Source organism: Streptomyces sp. NPDC058872, assembly GCF_042743065.1.
Classification (GTDB): domain Bacteria; phylum Actinomycetota; class Actinomycetes; order Streptomycetales; family Streptomycetaceae; genus Streptomyces.
Genome location: NZ_JBHYMK010000046.1, coordinates 1 through 4,905, shown reverse-complemented (window position 1 = coordinate 4,905; position 4,905 = coordinate 1). Strand labels below are relative to the sequence as shown.

The 4,905-nt window shown below is 72.1% G+C and carries 4 protein-coding genes and 1 pseudogene; 3 read left to right on the top strand and 2 right to left on the bottom strand.

What is annotated here, in order from left to right; all coding sequences use genetic code 11:
• Positions 1-164 precede the first annotated feature (164 nt).
• Entirely contained in the window at positions 165-347 is a 183-nt protein-coding gene (locus ACFW22_RS25605; RefSeq protein ID WP_386408753.1) for a hypothetical protein, read from the top strand.
• Between the two features lie 318 nt (positions 348-665).
• Here ACFW22_RS25605 and ACFW22_RS25600 read toward each other — a convergent pair whose 3' ends face one another.
• Complete coding sequence (locus ACFW22_RS25600) at positions 666-2,015, bottom strand: ABC1 kinase family protein (RefSeq protein WP_386408751.1); 1,350 nt, start codon at positions 2,013-2,015, stop codon at positions 666-668.
• A gap of 41 nt (positions 2,016-2,056) precedes the next feature.
• The gene (locus ACFW22_RS25595) at positions 2,057-3,265 is read right to left on the bottom strand and encodes a ThiF family adenylyltransferase (RefSeq protein WP_386408749.1); all 1,209 of its coding nucleotides are present in this window, start codon (positions 3,263-3,265) and stop codon (positions 2,057-2,059) included.
• Between the two features lie 221 nt (positions 3,266-3,486).
• On the opposite strand from ACFW22_RS25595, the gene ACFW22_RS25590 reads away from it, so the two are divergent.
• Both ACFW22_RS25590 and ACFW22_RS25585 read left to right on the top strand, forming a co-directional pair.
• A complete protein-coding gene (locus tag ACFW22_RS25590) occupies positions 3,487-4,059 on the top strand; it encodes a M48 family metallopeptidase (RefSeq protein ID WP_386408747.1) in 573 nt (190 codons plus the stop codon).
• Positions 4,060-4,179: 120 nt separating this feature from the next.
• Positions 4,180-4,905 (top strand): annotated as a pseudogene (locus ACFW22_RS25585) (TerD family protein); the annotation flags it as partial.

Sequence of the window (4,905 nt, the reverse complement as noted above, 5' to 3'; positions counted from 1 at the left end):
GTACTGGGATACCCACACGCTCGACAAGGACGGCGAGGTCATCGACGTGCCGGCCGCGGGGGGGGCGGGGGCGGCCGGGTGGGGGGGCGGCCCGCCCCCCCCGGCCCCGCCCCCCGCGGAGCGTTGTCCGGGCCGCGGCGCCCCACCGGGTTATCGTCACGAGGATGAACGACGCCCCTCCCCCCGAGGAACCCTTCGCCTGCGCACGCTGCGGCACGACCACCGACACCCTGCCGCTGACCTGGACCTGCTCGGTGGAGAACGGTCGGCGACAGTACTTCTGCGAAGAATGTGCACGCGCCAACATCCGGGCCATCGAAGGCCGGCTCGACTCCTCCTGGTGGTGAACCACCCCACAGGTGCAGGAACCCCGGAGCTGTAGCCTCCGTGGCTCGCGTGCCACGGGCACTCGGGCAGTCGGGCAGTCGGGCACTCCAACGGTTCGGCAGTACCCGTCCGCGGGAACGCACCACCCACCAGCACGGGCGGATCCCGCGTCGTTTGCCGTCCGGTGTCGAGCGTCCGCCCGACACCGGCTCCAGCAGGGGTGGCCTCGCCCGTCCTCCGGTCGATCGCGTCCGGTCCGTGCCCGCGGTCGATCCCCGGCTGCGCCGCTCCTCTTCCCGGCGCCGCGCCTCGGCCAGGAACACGCCCGTCCCCTGAGGCTAGGGGGATGGGGGCTCCTCGAAGCCGGGCAACCACTCCGTCAACTCGTCCCGCAGCCGCACCGTCGCATTCAACTGGCACAGCACCCCGATGGTGCTCAGCGTCACCCGGTGTATCAGCAGGTACGAGGGAGGGAGGTTCAACTGCTTGCCCAGTTGGTGGGCTGGGGAACGGGGGTCGGCAATGCGGGCCGCCTGGGCACGCATCCAGCCGCGGGTGAAGTCGAACGCGTCCGCCTCGGCCGGCTCGATGATCGGCAGGAGGTACTCCAGGACCGCATCAGGGTCGAGCTCGACGGATTCCTTGACGAAGCCTTCCGTGCGCAGTGTTCCGTAGACCGCTTCGGCCTCGCCGGCGAGCGCCATCCGCAGACAGGTGCCGATCGTCTCCGGCAATCCACCCGGAAGCCGGTCCACGGTGCCGAAGTCAAGGACGCCGAGCCGCCAGGCCTCCGGTCCCTCGTCCGCCCCGGTGCCGGGCAGCAGCCGGAAGTTCCCCGGATGCGGGTCGGCGTGCAGGAGACCGGTGCGTGCCGGTCCGGAGAAGAGGAACCGCGCCAGGAGCTGACCCGCACGGTCCCGCTGGGCCTCGGTGCCGTCCGCGATCACCTCCGCCAGGGGGACCCCGTCCATCCACTCGGTCACCAGGATCTGTTCCGATTGGTGCACCACCGCGGGCACCACCACGTCGGGGTCGTTCGAGAACTCCTCCGCATGGGCCTGCTGGGCCTCTGCCTCCAGGGCGTAGTCCAACTCCTCGGCAACCCGGTCCCGCATCTCGGCGATCAGGGGTTTGACGTCCATGCCGGGAACGAGCGGCCCGAGCAGGCGGACGAAGCGGCTCAGCTGCGTCAGGTCCGAGAGCAGTGCTTCCCCGGCACCCGGGTACTGCACCTTGACCGCCACCTCGCGCCCGTCGTGCCACACGGCGCGGTGCACCTGCCCGATCGAAGCCGCCGCCGCCGGCTTGTCCTCGAACTCCAGGAACAACTCGCGCCATTCGGAACCGAGCCGCTCCTCCAGGGCCGCGTGCACCGCTCGCGTCGGCATCGGCGGGGCGGCATCCTGCAACTTGGTCAGCGTCGCCCGGTACGGCCCGGCGACCTCCTCCGGGAGGGCCGACTCGAAGACGGACAGGGCCTGCCCGAACTTCATCGCCCCGCCCTTGAGTTCGCCCAACACCTTGAACAACTGCTCGGCCGTCCGCTGCTGGAGCTCACGGGCGACCACTTCGGCAGACCTGCCGCCGATCCGCTTGCCCAGCCCCCAGGTGGCCCGGCCGGCGAAGCCCAGGGGCAACGCGGCCAACTTGACGGTCCTGGTGACCGCCTTCCGGGGAAGATCAGACATGCGCTCCTCCAAAACCCAGACTGCAGTGCCGCGCAGGGCCGTTACCCCGCCATTGTGTCCTGCCCGGTCCCGACGGCCGAGGCGCACTCCCGCTCTCCGCCGCGCGCCGCCCCGCAGGGACAGGCCGGGTGCGGTCTCCATCGCTCCGTGCGCCACTGCAACAGAGGCAGCGAGGTCTCCCAGCGGGCTCCGGCGCTCAGCGGGAGGTCACCGTCCAGGAAGGACAGGGCATGTGCGGCGGCCAGTCCGGCCACCGCAGTGGAGAGGCCGAGGTCGCAGGCGGGCAGTGGGTGCGGGGCACCGGAGCGCCACTGGGCGAGCATCAGCGGAGTGGCCGGGTCCCGGTCGGTCCGCTCCTCCTGGAAGCAGCGCGCGCATGCGGTGTCACCCGGCAGGACGAGCGGCCCGACGCTCCCGGTGGCCTCCAGGACGCCCGCGTACAGGTGGGGGGTGCCCGTGGAGAGCCAGGGTTCGGCGGGGAGCGGATCGGGCACGTACGCGCCGAGGCCGTCCCGCGGTGTCACCACCACGAGTGACAGCCGGGGACCGTCCGCCCCTTCACCCGGTCCGTACCGTTTCCGTGTGCCTCCCGGACCACCCGGACCCTTCCGCGCGTCCCCTCCGCCAGCTCCCGGCGGGCGGGCGGAGGGCCCCCGGACCCAGCGGCCGACGAGGCGCCGGGCCGCCGTCGACCGGCGCTCGCCGACGGACTCGACCGGAAGGCCGCCGGGAGCCGTCTCCCAGGGCTCGACCCGGCCCGAGTCCAGCACCTCGACCGTGCCCACCCCGGCCGCGGCCAACAGGGCCGCCACCATCGTCCCCACCCGACCCGCGCCCCGGACCTGGACCCGCAGACTCCGTCGGGCCGCCAGGGTCCGTGCCGCCCGCTCCGGCTCGGGATGGACGACGGAGAGGGAAGCGAGGTCCGCGCGGAGCGGATCGAGGGCCACGTCCACCGCGCCCGCGACCGGGCCGGCCTTCCCGGGACGTCCGGTCGCGGCGTCGGTGAGCAGCCCGGCCGACTCCAACCGTCCCAGCAGCGCGTCCAGATGTCCGTCCGGGAGTCCGTGCGCCCGTGCCTCGGCCCGCAGCAGCGCGGTCCCGCGGGTGCCGTCGAGCAGTCCGAGCACCGCCCCCGTTTCCGGCCCGATGGGATCGAGCACCACTGCGTGCGCGGGAGTGACGCCGAACTGGATGCGGTGCAGGCTCCGCCAGGCCCGCCGCAGTGCCGGTTTCACCATCGGATGCATTTTCCGCCCCCGTTCTCGGTCGTCCATGAACCGCATTCATGATCGACAGCGATCTTTCCGCCGTCCCGGGATGAGAATGCCCCGCGGCCGTGACGGTCGCCGAAAGTTGTCCACAGGTCGGGGCGTTCATCATTCGAATAGGGCGCAGTGGGGTGGGATCGTTTCCGAAACGACTCCGCGGACGGGGACGTACTCGGACGGCAGCGGGTAACGTCGGGGCCGTGCCCGCCGACCCACAGCGCAGCGTGACCGACGAACCGTCCCGAGAGTCCGGAGCGAGCGCCGTCGAGGTCCGCCGAAGTCCGCGGCGACGCAGGACCGTCTCGGCCTACCGCGAGGGCGACCGCACCGTCGTGCTCATCCCGGCCCGCATGTCCGAGGCGGAGGAGCGCCGTTGGGTCGGGGTCATGCTGGACAAACTCGCCGCCCAGGAGCGCCGCGGCGTCCTCGGTGACCGCGAGCTCACCGAGCGGGCGCTGCGCCTGTCGGAGCAGTACCTCGGCGGTCGGCCCCGGCCCGCCTCCGTGCGCTGGGTGACCAACCAGAACACCCGCTGGGGCTCCTGCACCCCGTCGGAGGGCAGCATCCGCCTCTCCCACCGGCTCCAGGGCATGCCCGAATACGTCGTCGACTACGTCCTCCTGCACGAGCTGGCCCACCTCCTCGTGCCCGGCCACGGCCCGCGCTTCTGGCGACTCCTGGAGGCGTACCCCCGCACCGAGCGGGCACGCGGCTATCTGGAGGGAGTGGTCGCCGCGCACCCGCCGCACCTTCCGGCAGTGCGCGGGGAGTGACGGCACCGTCGCGGTTTTGTCGATTCCGTACCGAAAGCGACCTGCCCTGTCTCGATGTCGCACGCAGCGGATAGCCTGTCGCGAACATTCGCCATTCGGGATGGGGGACGGTCGTTACGCATGGCCAGGGAATTCCAACGCGGCCACAAGGCCAAGATCAGTGATCTGACCGCGGGGACCGATCTGTACGTCGGGGTGCAGATCGCCGCTCCCGGACTGACGTTCGACATCAGTTGTTTCGGTCTTGACGCCGACGAGCAGCTCTCCGACGACCGCTACTTCGTCTTCTTCAACCAGCCGAAGTCGCCCGAGGAATCCATTCAACTGCTCGGCGCGCAGTCCGGTGACACCGAGTCCTTCCGCGTCACCCTCGACCGCATCCCCGCGCACGTCCACAAGCTGTCGTTCACCGCGACGATCGACGGCGCCGGCCAGATGTCCCAGGTGGGACCCGGCTACCTGCGGATCGTGGCGGGCGGCGAAGAGGTGGCCCGGTACGCCTTCACGGGCGCGGAGTTCAGCACCGAGCGCGCGGTCATGCTCGGTGACTTCTACCTCAAGGACGTGTGGCGGTTCGCCGCCGTGGGCCAGGGCTTCGACGGCGGTCTGGAGGCACTCCTGCGGAACTTCGGCGGCGAAGTCGCCGAGGACGAGCCCGCCGCCGCACAGCAGCAGGCCGCGCCGCCCGCCTTCGCCCCGCCGCCGCAGACGGCGACGCCGCCGGCCTTCGGCGTGCCCGCCCCCGCCCCGGCCCCCGCCGCCACCGACCCCGCCGGTCCCCCCTGGCGCCCCCGCCGCCGTTCCTCCCGGCGCACGCCCCACCGGCCCCTGTGCCCTCCCCGGCAT

Bases quoted from the DNA above. Each gene is read 5' to 3' on its own strand.
- ACFW22_RS25605 (WP_386408753.1), top strand. From the start codon at position 165: ATGAACGACGCCCCTCCCCCCGAGGAACCCTTCGCCTGCGCACGCTGC.
- ACFW22_RS25600 (WP_386408751.1), bottom strand. From the start codon at position 2,015: ATGTCTGATCTTCCCCGGAAGGCGGTCACCAGGACCGTCAAGTTGGCC.
- ACFW22_RS25595 (WP_386408749.1), bottom strand. From the start codon at position 3,265: ATGCATCCGATGGTGAAACCGGCACTGCGGCGGGCCTGGCGGAGCCTG.